General features: G+C 40.4%; 1 rRNA gene. It reads left to right on the top strand.

The features are described 5' to 3' along the window. Positions 1 to 166: 166 nt before the first annotated feature. Positions 167 to 277: ribosomal RNA gene (locus tag H5201_RS22795) — 16S ribosomal RNA — on the top strand; the annotation flags it as partial.

The raw sequence follows: 277 nt of genomic DNA on the forward strand, positions 1-277 counted from the left end.
AGAGTCTCAATGTGATTTCTCGAAAGAGAAGCTGAGTGACCAACAGAAGTAACTTATTTATAAGTTGCTTCGGCACAGTCAATTCAATATCGAAAGATATTAAATAAATTCAGAATTCATTGAGCAGGTTCTTCATTCTTTATTGGATGAGAACAGAAAAAACTTTTAATTGAAGAGTTTGATCATGGCTCAGATTGAACGCTGGCGGCAGGCCTAACACATGCAAGTCGAGCGGTAACAGAGAGTAGCTTGCTACTTTGCTGACGAGCGGCGGACG

This window comes from Pseudoalteromonas sp. SG43-6, from assembly GCF_014164365.1.
In the GTDB taxonomy this organism is placed as follows: Bacteria; Pseudomonadota; Gammaproteobacteria; order Enterobacterales; family Alteromonadaceae; genus Pseudoalteromonas; species Pseudoalteromonas rhizosphaerae.